The sequence below is a fragment of the Citrobacter sp. CK202 genome, assembly GCF_030333225.1.
GTDB lineage: Bacteria > Pseudomonadota > Gammaproteobacteria > Enterobacterales > Enterobacteriaceae > Citrobacter_B > Citrobacter_B koseri.
This window is the reverse complement of record NZ_JAOWGI010000025.1, coordinates 43,362-67,862: the sequence shown is the minus strand read 5'-3', so window position 1 is coordinate 67,862 and position 24,501 is coordinate 43,362. Positions and strand designations below refer to the sequence as shown.

The 24,501-nt window shown below is 53.4% G+C and carries 20 protein-coding genes and 3 tRNA genes; 12 read left to right on the top strand and 11 right to left on the bottom strand.

All coding sequences use genetic code 11. From position 1 onward, the window contains the following. Nucleotides 1-11: 11 nt before the first annotated feature. Both OGX84_RS09910 and OGX84_RS09905 read left to right on the top strand, forming a co-directional pair. Nucleotides 12-968: an ABC transporter substrate-binding protein gene (locus OGX84_RS09910; RefSeq protein WP_112001971.1), complete on the top strand. Its 957-nt coding sequence runs from the start codon at nt 12-14 to the stop codon at nt 966-968. Then, a complete protein-coding gene (locus OGX84_RS09905) occupies nt 965-1,975 on the top strand; it encodes a FecCD family ABC transporter permease (RefSeq protein ID WP_112001972.1) in 1,011 nt (336 codons plus the stop codon). Before OGX84_RS09910 ends, OGX84_RS09905 begins: the two co-directional genes overlap by 4 nt. Nucleotides 1,976-2,073: 98 nt before the next feature. Here the strand turns inward: OGX84_RS09905 and OGX84_RS09900 are convergent. Then, nucleotides 2,074-2,149, bottom strand: a tRNA-Asn gene (locus tag OGX84_RS09900). Between the two features lie 327 nt (nt 2,150-2,476). On the opposite strand from OGX84_RS09900, the gene nac reads away from it, so the two are divergent. After that, the gene (gene nac / locus OGX84_RS09895) at nt 2,477-3,394 is read left to right on the top strand and encodes a nitrogen assimilation transcriptional regulator NAC (RefSeq protein WP_047462844.1); all 918 of its coding nucleotides are present in this window, start codon (nt 2,477-2,479) and stop codon (nt 3,392-3,394) included. A 101-nt stretch (nt 3,395-3,495) separates the two neighbouring features. Further along, complete coding sequence (gene cbl / locus OGX84_RS09890; protein ID WP_024130225.1) at nt 3,496-4,446, top strand: HTH-type transcriptional regulator Cbl; 951 nt, start codon at nt 3,496-3,498, stop codon at nt 4,444-4,446. A 37-nt stretch (nt 4,447-4,483) separates the two neighbouring features. Here the strand turns inward: cbl and OGX84_RS09885 are convergent. Both OGX84_RS09885 and mtfA read right to left on the bottom strand, forming a co-directional pair. Further along, nucleotides 4,484-4,559: transfer RNA gene (locus tag OGX84_RS09885), tRNA-Asn, on the bottom strand. 100 nt (nt 4,560-4,659) lie between these two features. Continuing rightward, the gene (gene mtfA, locus OGX84_RS09880; protein ID WP_012131863.1) at nt 4,660-5,457 is read right to left on the bottom strand and encodes a DgsA anti-repressor MtfA; all 798 of its coding nucleotides are present in this window, start codon (nt 5,455-5,457) and stop codon (nt 4,660-4,662) included. A gap of 93 nt (nt 5,458-5,550) precedes the next feature. Here mtfA and OGX84_RS09875 point away from each other — a divergent pair. From OGX84_RS09875 to OGX84_RS09850, 6 genes are all read left to right on the top strand, one after another. Then, a tRNA-Ser gene (locus tag OGX84_RS09875) sits at nt 5,551-5,640 on the top strand. A 609-nt stretch (nt 5,641-6,249) separates the two neighbouring features. After that, entirely contained in the window at nt 6,250-6,858 is a 609-nt protein-coding gene (locus OGX84_RS09870; RefSeq protein ID WP_049011647.1) for a fimbrial protein, read from the top strand. A 95-nt stretch (nt 6,859-6,953) separates the two neighbouring features. Continuing rightward, entirely contained in the window at nt 6,954-7,655 is a 702-nt protein-coding gene (locus OGX84_RS09865) for a fimbrial biogenesis chaperone (RefSeq protein ID WP_012131866.1), read from the top strand. 11 nt (nt 7,656-7,666) lie between these two features. Next, nucleotides 7,667-10,153, top strand: coding sequence for a fimbria/pilus outer membrane usher protein (locus tag OGX84_RS09860; protein WP_199976043.1), 2,487 nt, complete (start codon nt 7,667-7,669; stop codon nt 10,151-10,153). After that, nucleotides 10,144-11,139 (top strand): fimbrial protein, encoded by a 996-nt coding sequence (locus OGX84_RS09855; RefSeq protein WP_047462854.1) that lies wholly within the window; start codon nt 10,144-10,146, stop codon nt 11,137-11,139. Before OGX84_RS09860 ends, OGX84_RS09855 begins: the two co-directional genes overlap by 10 nt. 14 nt (nt 11,140-11,153) lie before the next feature. Further along, on the top strand, nt 11,154-11,804 hold the full coding sequence (locus tag OGX84_RS09850) for a fimbrial protein (protein WP_112001974.1): 651 nt from the start codon (nt 11,154-11,156) through the stop codon (nt 11,802-11,804). A 59-nt stretch (nt 11,805-11,863) separates the two neighbouring features. Here the strand turns inward: OGX84_RS09850 and mrkJ are convergent, their stop codons facing one another. From mrkJ to iucA, 8 genes are all read right to left on the bottom strand, one after another. After that, complete coding sequence (gene mrkJ, locus OGX84_RS09845) at nt 11,864-12,580, bottom strand: cyclic-di-GMP phosphodiesterase MrkJ (protein ID WP_058669307.1); 717 nt, start codon at nt 12,578-12,580, stop codon at nt 11,864-11,866. 142 nt (nt 12,581-12,722) lie between these two features. After that, nucleotides 12,723-13,307: a helix-turn-helix domain-containing protein gene (locus OGX84_RS09840; RefSeq protein WP_441302974.1), complete on the bottom strand. Its 585-nt coding sequence runs from the start codon at nt 13,305-13,307 to the stop codon at nt 12,723-12,725. A 15-nt stretch (nt 13,308-13,322) separates the two neighbouring features. Next, nucleotides 13,323-14,036, bottom strand: coding sequence for a flagellar brake protein (locus OGX84_RS09835; RefSeq protein ID WP_147491771.1), 714 nt, complete (start codon nt 14,034-14,036; stop codon nt 13,323-13,325). A 176-nt stretch (nt 14,037-14,212) separates the two neighbouring features. Then, the gene (iutA, locus tag OGX84_RS09830; RefSeq protein ID WP_012131873.1) at nt 14,213-16,414 is read right to left on the bottom strand and encodes a ferric aerobactin receptor IutA; all 2,202 of its coding nucleotides are present in this window, start codon (nt 16,412-16,414) and stop codon (nt 14,213-14,215) included. Nucleotides 16,415-16,439: 25 nt separating this feature from the next. Then, the gene (gene iucD / locus OGX84_RS09825) at nt 16,440-17,774 is read right to left on the bottom strand and encodes an NADPH-dependent L-lysine N(6)-monooxygenase (RefSeq protein ID WP_012131874.1); all 1,335 of its coding nucleotides are present in this window, start codon (nt 17,772-17,774) and stop codon (nt 16,440-16,442) included. A 3-nt stretch (nt 17,775-17,777) separates the two neighbouring features. Then, nucleotides 17,778-19,511 carry an NIS family aerobactin synthetase IucC gene (gene iucC, locus OGX84_RS09820; protein ID WP_071258801.1) on the bottom strand — a complete coding sequence of 578 codons (1,734 nt, stop codon included), beginning with the start codon at nt 19,509-19,511 and terminating at the stop codon, nt 17,778-17,780. Beyond that, nucleotides 19,511-20,458: a N(6)-hydroxylysine O-acetyltransferase IucB gene (gene iucB / locus OGX84_RS09815; protein WP_112001977.1), complete on the bottom strand. Its 948-nt coding sequence runs from the start codon at nt 20,456-20,458 to the stop codon at nt 19,511-19,513. Before iucB ends, iucC begins: the two co-directional genes overlap by 1 nt. After that, nucleotides 20,459-22,183, bottom strand: a complete 1,725-nt coding sequence (iucA, locus tag OGX84_RS09810) for an aerobactin synthase IucA (protein ID WP_058669303.1) — start codon at nt 22,181-22,183, stop codon at nt 20,459-20,461. Between the two features lie 132 nt (nt 22,184-22,315). On the opposite strand from iucA, the gene OGX84_RS09805 reads away from it, so the two are divergent. Further along, nucleotides 22,316-23,527 carry an MFS transporter gene (locus OGX84_RS09805; RefSeq protein ID WP_110494104.1) on the top strand — a complete coding sequence of 404 codons (1,212 nt, stop codon included), beginning with the start codon at nt 22,316-22,318 and terminating at the stop codon, nt 23,525-23,527. 15 nt (nt 23,528-23,542) lie between these two features. Next, entirely contained in the window at nt 23,543-24,439 is an 897-nt protein-coding gene (locus OGX84_RS09800; protein WP_219936893.1) for a siderophore-interacting protein, read from the top strand. The last annotated feature ends 62 nt before the right edge of the window (nt 24,440-24,501 follow it).

The window sequence follows — 24,501 nt, the reverse complement described above, 5'->3', positions numbered from 1 at the left end:
TGAGGATTGTGATGAAAAAATTGCTTGCAGGCATGGTTGCTATTTTGTCGGTATCGGCAGTAGAGGCTGCGGATTTTCCTGTCACCATAGAAAGTTGTGGAACACCCGTGACGTTCACGGAACCGCCAAAGCGAGCGATTATTAATGACCTTAATATGTCTGAAATGGCGTTCGCTCTGAATTTACAGGATCGTATCGTCGGTCTGACCGGTATCAGCGGGTGGTACAAAATGACGCCGGAATTTAAAAAAGCAATGGGGTCGATCCCTGAACTGGCACCGAAATATCCCTCTCTGGAAACATTGCTGGCGGTTAATCCAGATTTCTTTTTCGCAGGCTGGAATTATGGCATGAAAGTAGGGGGTGAAGTGACGCCTTCTTCACTCAATAAATATGGCATCAAGACTTTTGTTCTGAGCGAAAGTTGCGTCTTTACTGCCACGCATAAGCGTAAAGCCAGTATGGATCTACTTTATAATGACGTACTGACGCTGGGGAAGATTTTTGGTAAGCAAGATGACGCTCGGGCGCTGGTTAATCACTGGAAAAAGACGCTGGAGGTGCTGCCCAAACCGCCGAAAGGAGCCCGACCATTAAGCGTGTTTGTTTATGATTCGGGAGAGGATAAACCTTTTACTAGCGGGAAATACGCGATGCCTGACGCCATTATTGAAGCGGCTGGTGGTAAAAATGCGATGGAGGCGCTGGATATCAGTTGGGGTACAACTTCCTGGGAAAGTGTGGCTGCCACTGAGCCGGACTTTATCATTCTGCTGGATTATCAAACGGGAAGTGGGGCTGATGAGCTTCGTCACTTCCTGGAAAATCACCCGTTGATGAAACTCACGCCAGCGGTGAAACACCAACGTTATCTGAAGCTGCAATATGCTGAACTGACGCCAGGCCCTGCGAATGTCAAAGCAGTAGAAAAACTGGCGCGGGCCATGTATCAGACGGCTGCACAATGAGTTTCACTTCGTACCGTTACTACTGGGCGATGTGGAGCGCGGTGGTGGTACTGGCAGGATTAATGTTACTCAGTATTGCCAAAGGCGCTGTTTCGTTATCGCTGTTGCAGGTGCTGGGAGCGATGGGGATTGCAGATGTGCCGGTATCGGATATGGTCAGCAGAATTGTGATTGACTTACGCGTGCCGAGGACGCTGCTCTCTGTACTTACAGGGGCAGGGCTGGCGATAGTGGGCGCGTTGTTGCAGACCACCACACGTAATGATCTTGCCGATCCGTTTTTATTTGGGCTGTCATCGGGCGCATCGGCGGGCGCGGTGCTGGTCATTACCCGATTCGGCAATCAGCTTGGCACGCTGACGCTCCCCGTATCGGCATTTGTTGGTGGGATCTGCTCCTCTATGGCGGTGATATTACTGTTCCACTTCAAAAAGCAACGTGGGGCTGAGCAGTTAATTATCAGTGGGCTTGCTATCTCCTTTCTGTTTGGCGCGTTAACCAGCTATTTCATTTTTTCTGGCGATCAACGTGCCGCCAGTTCCGTGCTGTTCTGGTCACTGGGCGGCCTGGGATTAGCCAGTTGGGGCAATCTGCCTTTCGCCTTACTGAGCCTGATATTACTGAGCGCTTTTATTCTGCTGCGATGGCGTGCGCTGGATGGCATGCTGGCCGGTGAGCAGACGGCGTTATCGCTGGGGATTAACGTCAGCCGCCTGCGGATGGAAATTTTCCTGTGCTGCGCGCTGGCGACCTCTTTCTTAGTGGCACTGACGGGAGTGATCGGCTTTGTTGGGCTGATGGTGCCACATCTGTGTCGGTACTTTTCTGGCGTTAAGCATCTGCTTTTACTGCCTCTTTGTGGTGTCTGGGGGGCTGTGCTGTTGTGCGGCGGCGATATTGTCAGCCGAACGTTGCTGACCTCGCAGGAACTGCCTGTCGGCATTATTACGGCGGGTATTGGCGGTTTGTTTATTATTGTGTTGCTCGCCAGAACGTCATCAATATGACGGCCAGAAACGGTAAGCGGCTGGAACGTATACCTGATTGTGGTTGTTCGGAGTACAGAAAAGCAAAAAGCCCGCTAAAAAGCGGGCTTTTCTAAATCTGGCTCCTCTGACTGGACTCGAACCAGTGACATACGGATTAACAGTCCGCCGTTCTACCGACTGAACTACAGAGGAATCGTGTGAACGGGGCGCATATTAACGACGCCCACGAGCATTGTCAAAGGGTGAAATGCGATTGCGCGTTCGTTTGCTGACAAAATCAACAAAGCGATGATCTTTCATTCGGCCGCTATTTTGCGCCATTCTGGTGCAAACGTACCTCTTATGGGGCAGATCGGAAACTGTTGTTAACGTTAAAAACGTTGTCTTGTAATCACATTCTCTTATTTGACAGCAGGTTAGCATAAAAATCAGCGTCGGCCAGAAACTGGCAAGCCTTTTGCAAAATCCTTCATAACATGACAGCCAGTATCATGACTGGTATTCCTGACAGGAGGCAAAATGAACTTCAGACGACTGAAATACTTTGTGAAAATCGTCGACATCGGTAGCCTGACGCAGGCCGCGGAAGTATTACACATTGCGCAACCCGCACTCAGCCAGCAGGTCGCTACGCTGGAAGGGGAACTGGATCAGCAATTGTTGATTCGGACAAAGCGCGGCGTGACGCCGACTGAAGCAGGAAAAATCCTGTATACCCATGCGCGAACGATTTTGCGTCAGTGTGAACAGGCACAGCTGGCGGTTAATAACGTCGGGCAAACGCTGAGGGGGCAGGTGTCTATTGGTCTGGCGCCGGGAACGGCCGCTTCGTCGGTGACGATGCCGCTGCTACAGGCCGTGCGGGCGGAATTGCCAGAGGTGTTGGTCTACCTGCATGAAAACAGCGGGGTGGTACTGAATGATAAATTACTCAGTGGCCAACTTGATATGGCGGTTCTTTACGAGCGTTCTCCGGTGGCCGGTATTACCAGCCAGCCGCTGCTGAAAGAAGATCTTTTTCTGGTGGGAACCCGGGATTGCCCTGGGCCGAGCGTGGATTTAACGGCGGTTGCGGAGATGAATCTTTTCCTTCCTCGCGACTATAGCGCCGTTCGTTCGCGCGTGGATGAGGCCTTTTCCTTACGCCGATTGACCGCAAAAGTGATTGGTGAAATCGAATCCATCGCGACATTAACAGCGGCTATCGCCAGTGGGATGGGGGTGACGGTGTTACCGGAGTCGGCAGCCCGATCGTTAAGCGGCGCGGCAAATGGCTGGATGGCGCGTATCACCACGCCGTCGATGAGTTTACCGCTGTCGCTGAATATGTCGGCGAGGGGGAGTCTGACGCCGCAGGCACAGGCAGTGAAAGAGATCCTGATGTCGCTGGTGAGCCGCCCTATGCTGGAAAACCGTGAGCTTCTGCTGGTGAGCTAAGCGTTATTCCATCGCGGTATAAGATGCAGGTTTTTATTATTTGTTATGCCGGGCTTCAGACTTTAACAATAGCGTCATGTCTGATGTCTTCGGAGCGAAGCGTGAATTTCCAGCAACTTAAAATCATCCGCGAGGCGGCCCGTCAGGATTACAACCTGACTGAAGTCGCCAATATGCTTTATACCTCTCAGTCGGGAGTGAGTCGGCATATTCGCGAGCTTGAAGATGAGCTCGGTATTGAAATTTTTATCCGGCGCGGCAAGCGCCTGCTCGGGATGACAGAACCGGGTAAGGCGCTGCTGGTCATTGCCGAGCGCATCCTGAATGAGGCCAGCAATGTTCGCAGACTGGCCGACCTGTTCACCAATGATACATCTGGCGTACTGACCATTGCCACGACGCACACCCAGGCGCGATATAGTTTACCGGAAGTGATCAAAGCCTTTCGCGAGATTTTCCCGGAAGTCCGACTGGAGCTTATTCAGGGCACGCCGCAGGAGATAGAGGGGCTGTTGCAAAACGGTGGCGCGGATATCGGCATTGCCAGTGAGCGTCTGAGTAATGATCCGTTGCTGGTGGCCTTTCCCTGGTTTCGCTGGCACCACAGTTTATTAGTACCTCGCGATCATCCCCTGGTGCAGACCTCACCACTGACGCTGGAAGCGATCGCGCACTGGCCGCTAATCACTTATCGTCAGGGCATTACAGGGCGTTCCCGTATTGATGAAGCCTTCTCCCGCAAAGGGTTGTTGCCGGATATTGTTCTGAGCGCTCAGGACTCTGATGTGATCAAAACGTACGTTGCTCTGGGGCTGGGGATTGGATTAGTCGCCGAGCAATCCAGCGGCGAGCAGGAAGAGGGGGCGCTGACGCGTCTTGATACCCGACATTTATTTGATGCCAATACCGTCTGGCTGGGGCTGAAACGCGGACAGTTACAGCGCAACTACGTCTGGCGGTTTATTGAGTTGTGTAATGCGGGGCTGTCTGTCGAAGATATTAAGCGCCAGGTGATGGAGTCGGATGAGGCGGTCATTGATTATCAGATATAAAGCAAAAAGCCCGCTAAAAAGCGGGCTTTTCTAAATTTGGCTCCTCTGACTGGACTCGAACCAGTGACATACGGATTAACAGTCCGCCGTTCTACCGACTGAACTACAGAGGAATCGTGTGAACGAGGCGAATAATACTGACCGCTCTGTAACGTGTCAACAGTAAAATTCGCACGTCATTTCAATTGGTTAATTAATCTTCAAAACCGCGATTTAATGGACGTGTGATGTCGGTATATTGTCCTCTTCTGGGTTATCACGCAGTCGCAGTAAGGGGTCCTGGCGATAAAACTGACAAAAACGTTGCCACAATGCCGGGAAACGCGGGGCGAACAGTTCCGGGGCGCTGAAGAAGTATTCTGACAGAACCGCAAAGCATTCAGCAGGGTCGGTTGCTGCGTAAGCATCAATGCTGGATGCGGTTTCACCCACAAGATCAATTTCATCCTGAATATTGTTCATAGCCGCGTGGAGATCGTGCTCCCAACTAGCCACTTCGCGCAGAGGAATCAACGGGATGCCGCTGGCCCGGTCGCCATTGCGCATATCAAGTTTATGCGCCACTTCATGGATAATCAGATTGAAGCCGGACGCATCGAAGGAGTCCTGGATATCAAGCCAGTTCAGAATTATTGGGCCTTGCTGCCAGCTTTGCCCGGACTGGACAACGCGCTGGTTATGCACCAGACCAATATCATCTTCCCATTCATCATCCACAACAAAAGGCACAGGGTAGATTAGCACTTCATGGAAGCCATCGAGCCATTCGATGCCCAGCTCCAGCACCGGGAGACAAAAAAGCAGCGCAATACGCGCGCTTTTCAACGCATCCAGTTCAAATCCCTGAAGAGCGACCAACCTTTTTTGCTGTAAAAAACGCTCGGCCAGCGCAATTAATCTGGCTTGCTCTTGCGCAGTCAGGTTGACCAGAAGGGGAATTGCCAGGGCGTCATCCCACGGCAAGGCCGCATTCTGGTCTGTTTCGTGTACTTTCCAGGGCCACTTAATCATCGTTTTGCTCGCAAACTCGTCACTTGAACAAAATTGCAGGAACAGGGTCTGTTAAAATGCCAAATTACCTGGCATCATGGCAACCACCAGAACGGAGAGATGCCGGAGCGGCTGAACGGACCGGTCTCGAAAACCGGAGTAGGGGCAACTCTACCGGGGGTTCAAATCCCCCTCTCTCCGCCACTATTCAAGCACTTAGTTCACTCCCTTTCAACGACCCCCGTCACACTTGGTATAGTGTTGGTATATTCACCGGGTATGCTTCTCGCCATCATCCTCCTCCGATTTTTCCAGAACAGGACGAGTCAGCGTCGGGGAACACTTGCGCTTTGCGATCGGCAACAAACCTCTGGCTTTTCGTTTTATGACCGGAGAATTACGGCTTCTCTTTGCCGGGTTCGCCGCGAATTTAACCAATGATCTTATTTGGCAATATTGGTGAAGCACTGACAGGCAGTACAGAGAGAAATTGTAGAAGTTTTAAGATAGCAATATGCCATTGAGTGGATTTTTCTATTTTTCAGGTGAGGATTAATAGGTGTAATCCTGTTAAACGGCCTCAATCAAGATATGAAAAAATGTATATTTGACTCCGAAATAGCATTCTTTGACGCCGACAGCATCAACGAGTTTTTATCGAGTTCGTTTTTGATACCTTAAATATAGCAGCTTCCGGTCAGTCGAAGTTTCTATTAACAGTCGCACAAGTAAGAATCGCATATCGCTTCTGATTTTTGTGTGAACTCACTGTTTGCTCATTGATACTTAATTCACTCTGACAAGGAAATGGCAATGAAAAAGGTTCTTCTCTCTGCTGCAATCGCGACTGCATTTTTTGGCATGGCTGCGGCAAATGCTGCTGATACTAATGTCGGCGGCGGTCAGGTTAATTTCTTCGGTAAAGTTACCGACGTATCTTGTACTGTTTCCGTAAACGGCCAGGGCAGCGATGCTAATGTTTATCTGTCTCCGGTAACGTTAACGGAAGTTAAAGCTGCGGCTGCGGATACCTATCTGAAACCAAAATCTTTCACCATCGATGTTTCTAACTGCCAGGCGGCGAATGGTGATCCACAAGATGACGTGAGCAAACTGGGTGTGAACTGGACCGGCGGCAACCTGCTGGCGGGCGCTTCCGGCAAACAACAGGGCTACCTGGCCAATACGGAAGCGGCTGGCGCGAAGGATATCCAACTGGTTCTGTCTACCGATAACGCCACCACGCTGGCCAAGAAAATCATCCCGGGCGACGCCGATCAACCGAAAGCGACTGGCGACGCGGCTGCCGTTCAGGATGGCGCGCGTTTCACTTACTATGTTGGTTATGCCACCAGCACGCCTAACAGCGTGACAACCGGTGTGGTCAATAGCTATGCGACTTACGAAATTACCTACCAGTAATATCGGCTGAGAGATAAAACCGCCTCGCGCCGGGGCGGTATAAAACGATAATAAAGCGGCCGCTGCTGCCGCTTATTTTTTATTCAGAGGTCAGCATGAAGCTTATTGCCCTTTTTTTCTGTTTCATTTTTAGTTTTGCGGCTAATGCTAATAACATTATTGTTAATGGCACCCGCTTTATTTATCCAGGAAATGAAAAAGAAATAACGGTGCAGCTCTCTAATACCGCAGATCGTCCGGCACTGGCACAAGCCTGGCTGGATAACGGTAATGCCGATGCGACGCCGGATACGATTACTACACCATTTATTATTACACCACCTATTTCCCGCGTTGACGCTAAAAGCGGTCAGACTTTGCGTATTAAGCTCGGCAGCAATGCAGGGCTTGCTAAAGATAAAGAGACATTATGGTGGCTGAACCTTCTGGAAATTCCGCCGGTAGAGGCTAACCAGAAAAATGAAGGGCAGAATATTCTGCAACTGGCGATTCGTTCTCGCTTTAAGTTTATCTATCGTCCGAATGGATTAGGCAACCGTGATGCGGCGGCGGAAAAGTTGGTGCTTTCCGCCAACGGCAGCAGCCTGTCCGTCAACAATCCCACGCCTTTTTATATCACCGTAAGCCGTATCTCTCGTGACGGCGGCAAAGCGCTGAACAGCAAAACGGTGATGTTTGCCCCACAGTCCAGTCAGACCATCGCACTTTCCTCGACAGTGAACAAAGGCGAGACCCTGACTGTTAACAACATTAATGACTATGGCGCAGATGTCGCAGTGAAAGTTGCCGTTAAATAAGGGAAACGATCATGAAGCAGAGGTCAATCCGCCCGGAAAGATTAAGTACGGCAATTGCGATTGCACTGTACTGCTTTCCGCCATTTTCAAGCGGCCAGGAAAACCCAGGAACGGTTTATCAGTTTAATGATGGCTTTATTGTTGGCAGTCGCGAAAAGGTCGATCTGTCGCGCTTTTCCACGAGCGCTATCTCCGAGGGTGTTTACTCACTTGATGTGTATACCAATGGTGAGTGGAAAGGCCGCTACGACCTGAATATCACCCGTGGAAAAGACGGCAAAATGGGCGTCTGCTACACCAAAGCGATGCTGATGCAATACGGTATCTCGCCAGAAAAATTTAACCCACAGCTTAGCGCGAAAGAGGGCTATTGCGGACGACTGCAAGAGTGGCGTAACGAAGAAAATGTCAGCGACAACCTGATCCAGTCCTCTCTGAGGCTGGATATTTCCGTACCGCAAATCTACGAAGATCAGCGCTTTAAGAATTTTGTCAGCCCGGAGTTCTGGGATAAAGGCGTTGCGGCGCTGAATTTAGGCTGGATGGCTAACGCCTGGAACAGCCACACGTCATCGGCCAACGGGTCAGATAACAGCAGCGCCTATCTTGGCGTTAACGCGGGTCTTTCCTGGGACGGCTGGCTGCTCAAACACATTGGTAACCTGAACTGGCAACAACAGCAGGGGAAGGCGCACTGGAACAGCAACCAGACCTACCTGCAACGTCCGATTCCGCAAATTAACTCGATTGTCAGCGGTGGGCAGATTTTTACCAACGGTGAGTTTTTCGACACCATCGGCCTGCGAGGGGTAAATCTGGCGACCGATGACAATATGTTCCCGGACGGTATGCGTTCCTACGCCCCGGAAATTCGCGGCGTGGCGCAAAGTAACGCGCTGGTGACGGTACGTCAGGGCAACAATATTATCTATCAGACCACCGTGCCGCCGGGACCGTTTACGTTACAGGATGTTTACCCTTCCGGCTATGGCAGCGACCTTGAGGTTTCAGTAAAAGAAGCCGATGGCTCGGTACAGGTGTTCAGCGTGCCTTATGCCTCGGTAGCGCAATTACTGCGCCCGGGGATGACCCGCTATGCGCTCTCTGCCGGTAAGGTTGATGATAGTTCGCTGCGCAATAAGCCGATGCTCTACCAGGCGACCTGGCAACAGGGCTTAAATAACCTGTTCACCGGCTATGCTGGCGTGACCGGTTTTGATGACTATCAGGCATTCCTGCTGGGGACCGGGATGAATACCGGCATCGGCGCCTTGTCATTCGATGTCACCCATTCGCGGTTGAAGAGCGATACCCTTGACGAGCATGGTCAGAGCTACCGCGCCACCTTTAACCGTATGTTCACCGAAACGCAGACCAGTATTGTCCTGGCGGCGTATCGGTACTCCACCAAAGGCTACTACAACCTGAACGACGCGCTGTACGCCGTCGATCAGGAAAAGAACCACAACAGCAACTACACCGTGTGGCGACAGAAAAACAGCATGACCTTTACCGTAAACCAGAACCTGCCGGACGGCTGGGGCGGTTTCTACTTAAGCGGTCGGGTGTCGGATTACTGGAACCGTTCAGGCACGGAGAAGCAGTATCAGCTCAGCTATAACAATATGTTCGGTCGTCTCTCATGGTCGGTCAGCGCCCAGCGTGTCTATACGCCGGACAGCTCCGGTCATCGTCGCGACGATCGCGTTTCGCTCAACTTTAGCTACCCGCTGTGGTTCGGCGAGAATCGCACCGCGAATCTGACGTCAAATACCTCGTTCAACAACTCGCACTTCGCCAGCTCGCAGATTGGCGTCAATGGCTCGCTGGACAGTGAAAACAACCTCAACTATGGCGTGTCGACCACCACCGCGACCGGAGGCCAGCACGATGTGGCGCTGAACGGCAGCTATCGTACCCCGTGGACTACGCTGAACGGCAGTTATAGCCAGGGCGAAGGGTATCGTCAGAGTGGTCTGGGCGCCAGCGGGACGCTGATTGCCCATCAGCACGGCGTGGTGTTCTCGCCGGAAAGCGGCACCACGATGGCGCTGATCGAAGCGAAAGATGCCGCAGGCGCCATGTTGCCAGGTTCGCCGGGAACCCGCATTGACAGCAACGGCTACGCCATTCTGCCGTATCTGCGGCCTTACCGGATTAACGCCGTTGAAATTGACCCGAAAGGCAGTAATGACGATATCGCTTTCGATCGTACCGTGGCGCAGGTTGTGCCGTGGGAGGGGAGCGTAGTCAAAGTTGCCTTCAATACCACGGTGCAAAACAATATCACGGTGCAGGCGCGCCAGGCGAATGGTCTGCCGTTACCGTTCGCCGCCACGATCTTTGACCCGAACGGAAAAGAGATCGGTGTTGTGGGGCAGGGCAGCATGATGTTTATCAGCGACGCCAGCGCGTCAAAAGCCACGGTTAAGTGGAATGGCGGGCAATGTACGGTGGATCTGAGTCAGGCAAAAACAAAGGAAACGCTATGTCGCTGAGTAAAAGACTGACGCTTTTTATTGGATTAATGGCGCTGGGGACAACGTCGGCATGGGCTTTCTGCTCGCGCCTTTCACAGCCGACGGTGACATTAGACATGGCCATCGGGCGAGTGGTTGTTCCGCCGGATCTGCCGGTGGGCTCAGTGATTGTGTCCCGTGACTGGACAATGTCGGCGTCGGGTGGCGCAAGCTATAGCTGTTCAGCCGGTACTAACCGTTTTGCGGCGAAAATTGTCGTGCCCGGAGCCACCGACCTGGGGAATAAAATTTATTCGACAAACGTAGACGGCATCGGCTTGCGTTTTAGCCGCGGTGGCGCAACGGTCAATATTGTCTACCCGGATGTCTACTCCTCCTATGTCAACAGGCAGACCAATTATTCACTGGAAGGCTCCCGCTTTACGCTGGAAGTGATTAAAACTGCGAACGTGACCGGCAGTGGCACCCTGGCGGCGGGGAAATATACCTCTTATGACTGGGAAAACGGCAGTAACCCGATCCTTGAAACGTTCCTCAGCGCCAATGCCATCACCGTCGTCTCGCCCTCCTGTACCGTGTTAAGCGGTAAGAATATGAACGTTGATATCGGTACGATTAAGCGCAGCGATCTGAATGGCGTTGGCACCACGGCGGGAGGCAAAGATTTTAATATCCAGTTGCAGTGCAGCGGCGGCGTAAGTGAATCCGGTTTCGCCAATATCCATACGACTTTTTCCGGCAACCTGGCGACAAGCACCACTGCCGCTCAGGGCGTGCTCATCAACGAAAAAAGCGGAAACGCTGCGGCGAAAGGGATTGGCGTCCAGGTACTGAAAGATGGCACCCCGCTGGAATTTAGCAAGAAATATAATATCGGCACCTTGCAGACCCAGGAAACCCGTTACATTACATTGCCTTATCGTGCACGCTTCTATCAATACGCATCGACCACAAGTACCGGTGAGGTGGAGTCGCACATGATCTTTAACCTGACGTACGATTAATTCGGGAGGTGGGTATGCGTGATTCAGCACAGTATAAAAATATCAGACGACTCACTCAGTTGACCCTGATAAGCGGAATGCTTGTCGCCTCTTCAGCGTGGGGATTTGAAACCAATTACGATAGCGGACGGGTGGACTTCGCAGGACGAGTGACGGATATCTCCTGTAGCGTGGCGCTCAACGGGGGCGACAATGCGGGCAGCGGTAGCGTCTGGCTGGCTCCGGTAAGCCTGGCGGAAGTACATGCCCGTGGCGCGGGCGCATTTATGAAACCGCAATCCTTCACCCTGGAATTGTCGAACTGCCAGTTACGTCATGATGGTGGCGCTGCGAATAACGATGAGATCAGCACGGTAAGTGTGCGCTGGATTGATGGATTCACGGTCAATACCGTCGGCAACGAAAATGCCGGTTATCTGGCGAATACACGAGCGGATGGGGCCAGCCATATTTTTCTGGCGCTGTCGACCAACGACAATAATACGCTGGATAAAAGCAACAAAATTGTTCCGGCTGACCCGCAGCAAAACCGGGTGCCTTTGGTGGAAAAAGCGGTAAGCGGCGGTGTGTTTACTTATTACATCGGTTACGTTACGCCAGCGCCGGAGAAAGCGACCAGTGGCCCGTTGATCAGTTGGGCGACCTGGGAGTTAGTGTATAACTGATTTCTTGCGTGTGAAGGTTGATTTTGATGCCGGAGTCTTCCGGCATTTTTTTCTCTTTTTTAAACAGTAATCTCTTCTTTGACCAGTTGTTCAATACTGACTTCTTTCCAGTAATGCCCCTGAATGGCAAACCACTCCATACCCTGCAACCATTTCTTATGCGCTTCGCTTTCGACGCCTTCAATAATCACATTATGTTGGTTACGGGAAAGGAAAGTGACCAGCGCATCCATCAATGGCCGACCAGACTCTTTTTGCATTAAATGCCAGAAGAAGTTTCTGTCGATTTTGACATAATCAAAATGATAGCCGCGAATCGCGTTAATTCCCGCGTAGCCAGCGCCAAAGTCATCGAGCCAGAGTGGGGTGCTGTGGGAATCACACCAGGCGGCGAGAGAGTTATTCAACAGTTCGTTAGAGTTTTCCGTGATTTCAAAGTGAACGCAGCCCAGTGCTTTGACTTTCGCTTTCACTTCTGGCCGTAGCAGGACGCTAAGTATATGGTCGTCAACGTTAATCGTGGCAGAAACATTGTTTTTTATAAACCACGCTTTATGTTTTTCTATTAACGCCAGTTGTTCCATAAAGATACTTTCCCGTAAGTCCGCATTGGCATAACGAAATAACTCTTCTGGAGAAACAGGGATATGGTCAAAGCGGCTCAGGCACTCAACGGCGACAAGCGCCCCGAGAGGTGAAAACATTTTTTGGAAGACATATCGAACGGATATATCGCTACGTGACAAATTATGATTGAAAAACATAAGTGCGTCCATTATATCTCGTCAGAAATCAGGTCAACGGTGGGAGGAGGTGGTATTAATATAAGTGATATTTTTGTCGGTGAAAATGATTGACAGAAGTCTGGTTAACAATTAATTATCGGTTTTTGATTGGTCATCTGCACATTTAATATGTTTAGCATCGAAACATATTGACGATTCTTTTGTTCATCATTTGCGAGTTATTCATGCCTAACTTTCTCATAATACTCGCTCTGTGAGTGTGGGCCGTTTTATAGTCAATGTTGAGAAGCTCTGCTATTTGTTTATTGTTATGGTTGGCAATCATTAGCGCCAGCACCTGCTGCTCCCTGGTAGTGAGTTTTCGCCGGGTGTATAAGCGCTGATATTCGCGGGCCGTTAAAGGATGTTTGAAGATGGCCGAGAGATCGGAGCAAGACGCGTTTTCCGTCAGAATAAATACATTTTCAAGATCGAGAAGTTCACGGCATAAGCTGGCGAGGTCGCTTTTTACAATCAGAACGAGCAGCGTGCAGTGCGTGAGATACATTCGCAATCTATTGAGCAAGGCGACCGTCCTGGCCGCAGAGATATCTTTATGAATGACATTGATAATAATCGTACCCGACTGAGGGGCACAGGTTCTCCCGGCGATCTCCTGATAGCCCAGCGTGGTAATATTTATCTCATTGTCCACCATGTAATGCAGGATTGATTGCCCAATGAGATTATCATCCGTGTAAAATAATAAATTACTCAATGTTTTCTCGGTCTGTTAAACTAAAAAAATCTTATTTTTAATTTTATTGTCAATAATTAATTTGACGATAACATTCTCTATGTAATGTTTATAATCGTCACTTTTATGCTGAAACATACAAGAGATGCGGAAATCTGCTTCTTCATACGATTTTTCGCTATGGAGTTCTGTTACGCTGATGATTTTTAAGTTAGTCATTACGCTGCCATATTCACCAAAGCTCATCTCAACGTTTTCTAACACATTATCTTTACGCATAAATTTAAGTTGAGATTGGGTGGATATGAAAGAACACCCGCCGTCAGAGACATCATTTAATGTATGTCTGAAGGTAATGCCATTTTTATAACGACCAGAACAACAGAATTGATAACTCTCTCTTGTCTTAAGTCGGGGGGACGATCGTCGTTGCAGTATGTTTATGCTCTCAGGAATGGCAAAGCGGAAAATATTATCCGGGCTATTGTGCTCAGTATTTATCTGCGCGGTGGCAAACTCAATCCTGCCAAGTTTACTGTGGATCTGAAAACAGACATCGTCGTTTTCAGATAACGAAGGCTGAAAAGAGGGAGGGAGATCGATATAAAAAGATGAACTGTCAACTTTTCGTAAATCTGATTGCCAGCTCAGATCGTTAAAACTAAAATCCAGTTTAGACTTAACCCTGAATTCTTCTCTCAGGATAGCAATAATTTCATATCTGGATTTTTTCGAAACTCCTTCTGACATACCATCTCTCTAAAATACAATGTCCTTTCAGATTATTATCCCATGTTGCGATCGCCTGTTTATTAAAAATAAAAGGATGCGGCCTATTGTTGAATTTTCAAAAATAGTTCAATGCTATTGATTGCGTATTGACATTCGGCGAATTTGCCCGGCATGTGCCGGGCAAGGAGGTCGGTTTAGAACAGAACTGAGTAGTTCAGACCAAAGGTGCGGCCGCGTCCTTTGTAGTCATACAGGGAAGCGGGGCCGTAACCTGGGCTGTAGTACAGCGGCGCGCGCTGCCCCCAGACGGTGGTGTAGTCACGGTCGAAGAGGTTCTCAACGCTGAAGCTGAGTTTACCCACCGGAAGCTGATAGCTGCCGAGCAAATCGACGGTGGTATAGCCATCAATGCTGTAGCCTTCTGCATCGCTCACATCGAAGGAGGTGGTGCTCTGTACGCGCAGGCTCCACGGGTCCGGCGCCCAGCCAATGTAGGCTGTCGCTTTCGATGGGCTTGCCACCTTCACGTCATATTTCTGCCAGCTACCGTTCACTTTCGACTCGGTTTTCAGCACGTTGAAGTTTGCACCGGTACTCCAGTCGGTATCTGGAATCAGGTAGTCCACCGCGCCTTCCACGCCGTAAATGCGGCGTTTGTCGTCCACCACGCTGATGGTCAGATCTTTATTCGCCACCACGCTCTTATCGGAAATCGAGTAGTAGGCCGCGATTTGGGTGCGCAGGTTGTCGCCGGTAAAGCGCCAGCCCAGCTCATAAGAATCGACCTTCACGCCTTCCAGCTTGCTGTCGCCGACGTTCACGCTGTTGGTCAGAGGAAGGTGACCGTTCACCGCTGCGCCATAGGTGCCGCGACCGTAGTATTTACCCGGGTCCGGCAGCTCCACGCCCTGGGAGAAGTTGAGCCATGCCTGCTGGCGTTCGGTGATGTGCATCAGCAGACCGGCGTTGAACAGGAAGTTGTCGTAATCGACCGAGCCGCCTGGAATGGCGTCGGCGGATGTCGCCTTCCCGGCGGCAATCTGCTGTTGCTGCGCGTAGCCGATGAAATCATCAATCTTGTTCTCAGTGTACTGATAGCGTACGCCGCCGCTGAGGGTAAAGATATCATTGATGTCATAGCTCGATTGCAGGAAGGCCGCCAGGTTGGTGATGTCATACGACGGATAACGCCCGGTGGTGTAAATCTTCTGGTTGTTCAGCCCCCCGGAAGCGCTTGCCTGAGCCAGATCGAAGAACATCTGGTTGGAGGTAAAGCGCTCGTGGTCGGCATCCAGCCCGTAGGTGATTTGCCAGCCGTCCAGCGGTTTGCTGTTCAGGGTCAGTTTCATGCCGTACTGGTCGGTGTCCTGCTGTGACGAGGAGAAAGCCGTCGCCTGTTTGTTCGCATTTACGGTCGGGAACGGGTAGAACAGCAGCGACTCATCGCGGTAGTAAACCTGGCCGACCAGCTCCTGACCAAAGAAATCGCTGTTGGAGTACTGTAGGCTGATCAGATGACGCTCGGTGCCGGGAATACGGTCGGAATTCAGCCCCTTACTGACGTATGGCGTGCTGGCCCCGCTAATGGCGGAGAAATCTTTCCCAAGATTCAGCCCGTAATCGTCGTCGCCCTGGCTTTTATAGTACTGCGTGATCAGCTGAAGCTGCTGGGTTTCATCGATGTTCAGCGTACCGGTGCCCATGATGTCCAGGCGATCGGAATACTGTAGTCCGGTCTGGGTGTTATCGAGCAGGGTGGCATCGCCGTTACCGTCAAACCAGCCGCCAAACTTCTGGTACGCCACTGAAACACGCCCGGAGATATGGTCATTGCCGCCGGAGATGGCGCTGGCAATGCGCTCATCGTGATCTTTACTGCTGTTAAAGCCGCTTTTGGTGCCAGCCTCAAACTCCATCTGGGTTTCCGGCTGGCCTTTTTTGGTCACGATGTTGATCAGACCACCGGTACTGCCGCCGCCGTACAGGGCCGTCGCGCCGGAGATCACTTCAATATGATCGATATTGAAAGGATCGATAGAGTCCAGCTGTCGGCTGTCGGTGCGTGAAGAGTTGAGACGCACGCCGTCAACCAGCACGACCAGCGGGCGGCCACGCACGTTCATACCGTAGTTGGTGCGGCTCTGGCTGCTGACGTCAAGGCCAGGGATCAGCTGAGCCAGCGCGTCTTTCAGCTCTTTGCCGCCCTGAATCTGCTGTTCCAGTTCGGCGTTTTCGATAACCCAGGTGGTTTGCGCCATCTCCGCTACGGTGCGATTGCTGCGGTTGGCAGACACCACGAGCGTTTCATCATCGGTTTGTTGAGCGACTGCTGGCGCCATCATGGCGAGAAGCAGTGGGTTGAGAGCCCAAAGCGTATACTTTTTGCTTATCATCATTATTCCTTCACACGGGCGGAAAAAATCAGCCCAAAGATGCTGTGTAGCGAGTTAAAGAAGCAGCCTCCGGCTGCGGTTTTTCCCGGCTGCCGCTGCGCCATTGAATCAGGGCGGGCGGCATACTGAGATCGAATAAATCACGCCCCAGCGCGCGATTAAGAATACGGGCGGAGCGCCAGGCCATCAGGCTGAGCTGTGGTTCGGCGATGCCGTGGGTTTGCATACTGGCGTTGACCGCGAAGATGTTGTTCTCTTTCGGGCCGTTCCACTCCAGGGTGAAGTCGTCGCGTACTTTGAAATTGCACTCATCGCGCATGGCGATTCGCGACATCAGCGGTGAAAGTATCTGCGGCAGCGCGGGACGGTAGCCGGTGGCGAAAATCACCACGTCGCTTTCCAGAGTGTCATAGCCGTTATCCAGATGATGCTCCAGCAGCAGTTGCCAGCTCTGGCCGCGACTTTCCAGCCCGGTGACCGAGCGGCTTGGCAGCAGACGGGCGTTACGCGGTTGCCTTAGTACCTCGAAGCGGTGATACAACTCGCGATAGATGGTCAGTAGCGAGTCGGCCGTGATGCCGTCGGAGGTCATTTTCTGCTCGTCGAGCATCTTCTGGCGCGCGCTTTCATTCAGACCGACGAAGCCTGAAACGTACTCAGGCGTGAAGTATTCGTTGGCGAACGCCGCCTCATCCAGCGCGTTAAAGTTATTACGGCGCGAGACCCAACTGATCTCTGCAACGTCGCCCCATTCTCCGCGCAGCGCATTGAGGAACAGGTCGGCGCCGCTTTGCCCGCCGCCAACCACGGTGACTCGCTTGCCGCCGAGGTCTGGCTGGCGCAGGCTCATTTCACTGGCGTGGAAGCAGGTTTGCGTCGCCGTTTTTACGCAAGGCGGCAGGTGCGGTTGCTTGCCAATGCCAAGGCAGATATTGCGGGCAACGCTTTCGCCCTGGCTGGTCTGCACCACAAACCGCTGGCGTCTCTCGTCGAAATCAATACTCTCAACGGTATGATTGAAATGCAGATTGTTCATCCCTTCGGCGGCCCAGCGCAGGTAGTCGGAAAACTCATCGCGGGACACGGTACGCAGTTCGGTGGTCAGGAAGCGGTAGAATTTTTTGCGCTTCACCAGATAGTTAACAAAGCTGTACGGGCTTGTGGGAGCCACAGCGCTAACCAGATCTTTCAGGAACATGGTCTGCATATGGCAGTCCGGCACCAGCATGCCGGGATGCCAGGCAAAATGCGGGCGGCCGTCAAAGAAGCGGCTGCTTAAACCTTCGGCCTGATGAGACAGCGCCGCGATGCTCAGGTTGAACGGGCCGATGCCTACGCCAATAAAATCTACAGTGTTTGTCATGATTCAGTCCCTGGTTGCCAGCCACAGCGGGTTTTGCAGATCCTCAAGGTAATTCGGCAACATGCGGCTGCCGCCGTCCTGGTCGGGCCAGGTCAGTTTTACCGGGTTCAGCACTACGCGAATGATTTGTGGCTTGAAGAGTGAGAAAAGCGCAAAGCGCGCTGACATTTGTGGATGTTCCTGCATGTAATCACTCAACACTGCTGCCAGCAGTTGATAAAAACGCCTCTCCGGTACGCCAAGGCGAGCCATCAGCGGCGAAACAAAGCGCAGAACCGTCACGAAGTGGCCGGTCTGCAAATCATGAATTAAGTAGTCGGCGCTCAGGCGAGCGGTGACGTCACGCACCTCCTGAGGCAGAGAGTCCATCTCCGGGAACGCATCTTTCACCAGCCGCATATCGCCCTGGAAATCTTTCAACAGCACGCGCTGCGGTACGCCCTCTTTCATGGCAAGCGTTATATTTTGTCCGTGGGCGATAAGCGCGACGCCGTAGCGGCAGAGCAGGTGATACAGCGGAACCACTACCACCCGGAACAACTGCGTGAGCCAGGTTTCAGCGTCCAGCCCGGAGCGGTCGATATATGCGCCTATCAGCGGCTGATTGTTTTCATCGCACTCCATCAGTGTCGCCATCAGAATCGGACTTTCGTCCGGCTTCAGCCAGCGACACGGATTCTCACGCCAGATAACGCCGAGCATCTCCTGGTAGCGGTAGGGGGCCTGGGCAAGCGCGGCATAGCCTTCATGGGACACATAGCCCGCCGCCGGTTCACCGAGGATCACCGCGCCGCTTTGCTTAAGCGTGGCGTCGGTCGCAAAAACCTGTTGCAGCCAGCGTGAGGCCAGCGGCCCGGCGGCGATGTATTTGCCCGGAATCCCCCGGTAGCAGGAGGTGTTGTAGATGGTCAGCGGCAGCTTGATATCCAGCCCGCCCTGGCGACTGGCGTTGGTTAGGGTGCGCAGCGACTGCTGGGCGAGCCACAAGTCGCCAAACTCGCCGAGAGAAACCATCCTGCCTTCGGCAAGATCGGCGATGAAGTCGAGGGCGATTTTTTGCTGCCACTGCCACGGATGTACCGGCAGTGGCAGCCAGTCGTTATCCAGCCCGTTTTCCTGCCAGACCTGATTGAAGCGGGCAAACTCCTGCGGGTCCATCGCGGCCGTCAACAACTGCTGAATATCCAGCTCGCTGTCGCAGCGCCAGACCATATGCTCACGTTTTACCGCCAGCCAGTGCAGTCTGAAGGTGTTGGCGTACTCTGGCGCATATCGCTCCAGCGCCTCTTTGCCCCAGCCGCGGCGGCCTTTATTAAAAGCGAATTTAGGATGGCCGCTTAGCAGGCATTGCAGGCGGTCGGCATCAAGATCAATCAGGTCACTGGCGCTCAGCCCGCGCCGTGCCTTCAGCAGTTGCAGGTCGCCCAGCAGCGTGGCATACAAATCCTGCATATGCTCAGCAACGGTGGCATCGCTCATCGACAGCACCGGTTTTAGCTGCATCAGTAGCGTTTGCGCCAGAACGGGTTCGTCCGCGCAGCGCAGCGTTTGAGCATCAATCCACAGCCAGCCCCAGATGCCGCGTTCAGCGCTGAAGCGCCATTGCGCGCCCGGCAGGTTAATGCAGTAGCGGCCATCGCCCTGAGATTCCGCGTGGAAAACCTGCTCATACTCCAGCTCGGCCAGCATTTTTGCCACCAGCTGGCGGTTAACAAAATCCCAATCCTTGTGATTCATTACAGACCGACCTCCGTGAAGAAGTGATGGCGATCCGCCATCACCATGCGCGAGCGCTTGTGTGGGAAGTCGAACTCTTTAATTGTCCGGTATCCCGCAGGCTCAAGGTGGCGGAACAGGCGCTGGTTATCGGCGCGTGGCTCAAGTACGGTGCGCTGCGTGCGGGGCTCATCCAGCAGCAGGTAATGCGTCAGTCCGCGCAGCCAGCTTTGCACGTAGTGGGCTCCGCGCCATTGCTGTTCACCAACCAGCAGATGCAGGCCACGGTCAAAGGGTTGCCACGAATAGTGGCGGCCAATGCGGTCTTCCGCCGCCCAGTAGATTTCGAAATAGCTAAACGGCCGATCGTCGAAGCAGCCGATCAGCGGGAACGCATGTTTACTGGTGAGCTGGCGCTCCAGATAGGCGGTCTGTACCTCCAGCGAGCCGCTTTGCTCCCAGAAATATTCAACGCGCGGATCGTTCATCCAGCGGGTGAAACGTTCTGCATCAAGAACGGGATCGGCAACGCGGAAACTCAGCGTCTTGCGAACGCGTGGATCGTAACGGCGATAAACCTCGCCCTGCGGACGGGGCGGGCGCAGCGGGAAATAAATCTCACGCTCTGCATCAAAAACCATTTCGCCGGAGGCCCGGTTTGCCGGAGAACTCAGCCATAGCGGTAACTGCCAGAAGGCGGCGCGATGGATGATGTCGCTTTTTACCTGCCCGAAAAGCGTCAGCGCCTGTGCTTCCTCGCGCCATTCGGCCCAGGGGAGAACCACCGCTGAAAGTTGCGGTGCGGCGATAAATATCTGATCCAGCGCGTCGCGCAGCCACCCTGTCGGCAGCGGCCCCGGCCAGCGCAGCATCGCGCTATTGTCCAGCCCCCAGCTAAGATTCAGAGGCTTGTCGAGTTTTTCACAGCGCAGTCCATATCCGCTGTGAACGATGTTTGTCTTAGACATTTAGCCCTCCTGAGCCAGCAGCGGGTTGGCGAAATCGAAGTAGATCACCGAGGGATCGACGATGGTGTTCTCGTTGTGGTCGTTCAGATAACAGAAAAAGTTACCTTTTACGTTCCAGTACGGATTTTCCAGCACGTAGTTGAGACAGGTTTTATGAGTCACCTGATCACGCACTTCAGCCAGCAACGTTCGTACGCGAGCCATCAGATTCGCTTCACTGTCCAGCCCGGCAGCGCCCAGCGCGGCGGTCACGGCAAAAGTGGAGTTAACCAGCAGGTAATAAGGGAAGTAGCGCAGCAACTGCTCACGGGTGAAGACGTTTTCCGCCTGCGCCTCGCCAATGGTGTCGAGCCAGCCTGCCGCGTGAGGCATAAACGCGCTGCCCTGGCAGTCACGGTAGATAAGCCCGACCGGCAGATCCCCAAGCATCTGAACCAGAATATTTTGCTGATGCGCCAGCAGCACCAGGCCGTAATCCGCTTCAGCCGTAAACAGCGGCTTCAGCACCTGCTGACAGTAAGCATCGACCCATGCGTGGGCGGCCTGTTGCGCAGTGATGCCGAGGCGATCGCTCAGACGTTTTACCGCCGCAACCAGCAGCGAATCACCGCCATCCGGCGCGGCCTGGGTCAGGGAGACCAGTACGTTAGTCTGGCTTTGCGGCTGATCCACCAGCAGGTTTTCACGCAGGGCAAACAGGCTTTCCTGCATGATGTTGCCGTGGAGATCGCGCAGCCCGGCCCAGCCGTCTTCCTGCATCACCCGGAAAGTCGGGAAGCGAGCTTGTAGCGTCTGCCAGTCGTCGGTTTGCGCCAGGCGCGCCAGGCGCATTCCACGCTTCACTTCTTTCACTGACAGGGTACGGACGGAGTTGGTCAGGCGCACGCTCAGGGAGAATTTGATCATGTCGCGGCTGGTGGCGCAGTAGAGCGAGCGGGAAGAGGTGGTCGGTAGCCACGGCGCGCCGGCCTCGCCTAAATCTTTAATCAGCCCTTTAGCGACAAGCTCCTGGCACCATTCCTGCTGCAACAGATACTCCCCCTGCCACGGGTGCAGCGGGAATAGCCATTGATTGTCGCTTAATTCATTGAGTAACTGCGGCGCATTCTCTGCGGCAAATCGCGTCAACCGTTGTTGCAGGTTGAGATGCAGGCTTTCACCGGCGATCTGCGTTTTGTTCACCGCAAACCACCGCAGCGGGAAGTGGGGCGCGAAGTCCGGCAGGTAGCGTTCGGCCTCCTGCTGGTTAAACGGTTCATGAGACTTAGGCGCCGGGTGGAAGGCGTGCCCGACCAGCAGAGCCTGCTCCGCCTCGCCAAAGTTCAACGCTTTTTCACGCAGGGCTGCCCAGTCATGGCGGGCATCAATCGCCTGCTGCGTATGGGCGTGGCTTTCCATCACGCGCTGGTGGAAGGTTTCGCAACTGGTCGCGGGCAGCAAGAGTTGGTGCTGGAGCTTATCAACAATAAGCCGGGAGAGGGTGGCGAAATCGACGGGGTGACTGCCGGAGGCCGTGACCAGACGCGCCGGAAATTCAAAGCGGTGATGCTGGGTTGGGGAAAAATAAGCCACTCTGAAATGGAGCGCCTGCTGTTCGCCCAGCGGGATGATCAATTCGGTTGGCTGGTATTCCGTCAGCCGCCAGTCTTTGGTTTCACGAACCAGGGAATTCAGGAAGCACTGCGCAGCCACATCCAGGGCTGACGTTTTAGTTGGCAAAGTCATAATCAAACAGATCCCACTCGTTATGATAATGCGAATTTTGCCGATAAGGTTTCTCATTATCAATAACAATTGTTAGAATCGGTAAAATTAATTTTACAAATAAACACAATTAATACATGGAATTGCAACATCGTGACGTCTCTTGAGAGCGCGGAAACGCCGCAAAAACCATTGTCCTGCTGGCCGCTTGCGTTCAGCGCGGGGTTACTCGGTGTCGGGCAAAACGGCCTGCTGGTCGCGATCCCTGTACTGGTGATTCAGACAAACCTGAGCCTGTCGATTTGGGCGGCTTTGCTGATGCTTGGCTCAATGCTGTTCCTGCCGTCTTCCCCGTGGTGGGGAAAGCAAATTGCCCGTGTGGGCAGTAAGCCTGTGGTGCTGTGGGCACTGGGGGGATACGGCGCAAGCTTTACTCTGCTTGGGCTGGGAAGCATGCTGATGGCGACCGGTGCCGTAACAACAGCGGTGGGGCTGGGAATATTAATCATCGCGCGGATCGCCTACGGGCTTACCGTGTCGGCGATGGTGCCAGCCTGTCAGGTCTGGGCATTGCAGAGAGCGGGGGAAGGGAATCGCATGGTCGCTCTGGCAACCATTAGCTCCGGCTTGAGCTGCGGCAGACTATTCGGGCCGTTGTGCGCGGCGGCGATGCTGGTAATTCATCCTCTGGCGCCGATGGGGCTGCTGATGGCAGCGCCATTGCTGGCGCTGGTGATGCTGCTGCGGTTGCCTGGCACGCCACCGCAGCCCGCAGCGGAGCGCAAGAGCGCCAGCCTGAGGCTGGATTGCCTGCCTTATCTGCTTTGCGCGCTGTTATTAGCCGCGGCGGTGAGCATGATGCAGCTTGGTCTTTCGCCCGCCCTTACTCGCCAGTTCGCCACGGATACCGCCGCTATTAGCCATCAGGTGGCGTGGCTGTTAGGGCTGGCCGCAGTTGCCGCGCTTATCGCACAGTTCGGGGTGCTCCGCCCGCAGCGCCTGACGCCGATGGCGCTGCTTTTGAGTGCTGGAGCGCTGATGATTTGTGGCCTGGCGATAATGCTCGCTGAACAGCTATGGTTGTTTTACCTCGGCTGTGCGGTGCTGTCGTTTGGGGCTGCTCTGGCAACACCCGCTTATCAGCTTTTACTGAATGATAAGCTGACAGACGGCGCGGGCGCGGGCTGGATCGCGACCAGCCACACGCTTGGCTATGGGCTTTGCGCATTGCTGGTGCCGCTGGTGTCGAAAACCGGCGCCGCAGCGGCGCTGATTGTGGCGGCTTTTTTCGTCGCTGTGTTATTTACCGTGGTGTCTGGCTTTATCTGGCGCAGCCGCTACCGTTCACGTCATTCCGCGATTTAAGCGTAAGGAAAAGTTATGGCTGGAGTTCAGGGCTACCGCCTGTTCAACGTTCAACTGGCGCGTAAGACGGAGGTTTCTCCTTCGCTGCTGAGCCTGGTTTTCAGCGGGCAGGAGGTGGCGCAGATGAAATGCGACTCGCCGGATCAGCGCATTAAGATGTTGTTTCCGTCTGAAGACGGTACGCCGCCGTCGTTGCCTGCCGAAGGGCACTGGTATCAGCTTGTACTGGGGATGCCAAAAGCGAAGCGCCCGGTTATCCGTACCTATACGCTGCGACATGTCGATCCTGTTCGCCAGGAGGTCACCGTGGAATTTATCAATCATGGTACAGAAGGACCGGCTTCGGCATGGGCGATTAACGCCAGACCCGGCGACGCCATTCAGATGGTGGCGCCTGACGCGGCGTATGCTGAAGACAGCGGCGGCTATGAATGGACGCCTCCCCAGGGACTGCGGAATGCGTTAATCATTGCTGATGAGACGGCGCTCCCCGCCGCGCGCGGTATCCTTGAGATGCTGGCGAGACAGACCAATCCGCCACAGGTTCAGGCGTTCTTTGAAGTTCCTGAACAGGGCGACTGCGCGAATTTAAGCGAGTTTAAGTTCGCCGACATTTTTTGGTTGCCGCGTAACCCCGCAGCGGCGAAGCACGGTGAATGCCTGATTCAGGCCGTGAAAACGCATGCCAGAGTACCCGAAAGTCGCCATCCCGATACGGTGGATACGGTGAAAGAAGAAGCCGAAGGGGAGCTTCTCTGGGATAAGGCCACGACCAGCAGCACGGCGTTTTATGGGTGGGTGGCCGCAGAGTCCACCGTCGTCAAACTGCTGCGCCGCCATTTAATTGGCGAGCGTGGCGTCGAGCACAAAGCGATTAACTTTATGGCATATTGGTCTAAAGGGCGCGCGTGATAATAAAAAGCCCGCATCATGAAATTATTCCATTATGCGGGCTTAGTGCAGTATCTAATGAA

Excerpts from the sequence above, each read along its gene's own strand:
- OGX84_RS09910 (WP_112001971.1), top strand. The coding sequence starts at position 12 with ATGAAAAAATTGCTTGCAGGCATGGTTGCTATTTTGTCGGTATCGGCA.
- OGX84_RS09905 (WP_112001972.1), top strand. The coding sequence starts at position 965 with ATGAGTTTCACTTCGTACCGTTACTACTGGGCGATGTGGAGCGCGGTG.
- nac (WP_047462844.1), top strand. The coding sequence starts at position 2,477 with ATGAACTTCAGACGACTGAAATACTTTGTGAAAATCGTCGACATCGGT.
- mtfA (WP_012131863.1), bottom strand. The coding sequence starts at position 5,457 with ATGATTAAGTGGCCCTGGAAAGTACACGAAACAGACCAGAATGCGGCC.
- OGX84_RS09870 (WP_049011647.1), top strand. The coding sequence starts at position 6,250 with ATGAAAAAGGTTCTTCTCTCTGCTGCAATCGCGACTGCATTTTTTGGC.
- OGX84_RS09865 (WP_012131866.1), top strand. The coding sequence starts at position 6,954 with ATGAAGCTTATTGCCCTTTTTTTCTGTTTCATTTTTAGTTTTGCGGCT.
- OGX84_RS09860 (WP_199976043.1), top strand. The coding sequence starts at position 7,667 with ATGAAGCAGAGGTCAATCCGCCCGGAAAGATTAAGTACGGCAATTGCG.
- OGX84_RS09855 (WP_047462854.1), top strand. The coding sequence starts at position 10,144 with ATGTCGCTGAGTAAAAGACTGACGCTTTTTATTGGATTAATGGCGCTG.
- OGX84_RS09850 (WP_112001974.1), top strand. The coding sequence starts at position 11,154 with ATGCGTGATTCAGCACAGTATAAAAATATCAGACGACTCACTCAGTTG.
- mrkJ (WP_058669307.1), bottom strand. The coding sequence starts at position 12,580 with ATGGACGCACTTATGTTTTTCAATCATAATTTGTCACGTAGCGATATA.
- OGX84_RS09835 (WP_147491771.1), bottom strand. The coding sequence starts at position 14,036 with ATGTCAGAAGGAGTTTCGAAAAAATCCAGATATGAAATTATTGCTATC.
- iutA (WP_012131873.1), bottom strand. The coding sequence starts at position 16,414 with ATGATGATAAGCAAAAAGTATACGCTTTGGGCTCTCAACCCACTGCTT.
- iucD (WP_012131874.1), bottom strand. The coding sequence starts at position 17,774 with ATGACAAACACTGTAGATTTTATTGGCGTAGGCATCGGCCCGTTCAAC.
- iucC (WP_071258801.1), bottom strand. The coding sequence starts at position 19,511 with ATGAATCACAAGGATTGGGATTTTGTTAACCGCCAGCTGGTGGCAAAA.
- iucB (WP_112001977.1), bottom strand. The coding sequence starts at position 20,458 with ATGTCTAAGACAAACATCGTTCACAGCGGATATGGACTGCGCTGTGAA.
- iucA (WP_058669303.1), bottom strand. The coding sequence starts at position 22,183 with ATGACTTTGCCAACTAAAACGTCAGCCCTGGATGTGGCTGCGCAGTGC.
- OGX84_RS09800 (WP_219936893.1), top strand. The coding sequence starts at position 23,543 with ATGGCTGGAGTTCAGGGCTACCGCCTGTTCAACGTTCAACTGGCGCGT.